Annotated in this window: 1 pseudogene; it reads right to left on the reverse strand. The window is 66.7% G+C overall.

Annotated elements, in window-relative coordinates:
* Positions 1–252: pseudogene (locus WDW90_RS40230) on the reverse strand (transglutaminase family protein); the annotation flags it as partial.

Here is a 252-nt window from a genome sequence, read left to right on the forward strand (position 1 = left end):
GTCATGGATCCAGTTGCAGATGGCGCTCACCCGCTGGTGGCCATTGGCGAGGCCACCGAACTCGGCCTGCGCGACGGGCGTGAGCCGGTCGGAGGAGACGAAACGGCTCGGCAGCAGGAAGGGCAGGATGTCGAGGGGCAACTCGGCAACCGGCGTTTCGCTGAGGGTTGCCGGATCGGCACGGTGGACGGTCAGCTCGACTTCGGCAGTGTAGTCCCGCGAAAACGGACCGGGAGCGACGTTCACTCCCAG

This window comes from Methylobacterium nigriterrae, assembly GCF_037106235.1.
Taxonomy (GTDB): domain Bacteria; phylum Pseudomonadota; class Alphaproteobacteria; order Rhizobiales; family Beijerinckiaceae; genus Methylobacterium; species Methylobacterium nigriterrae.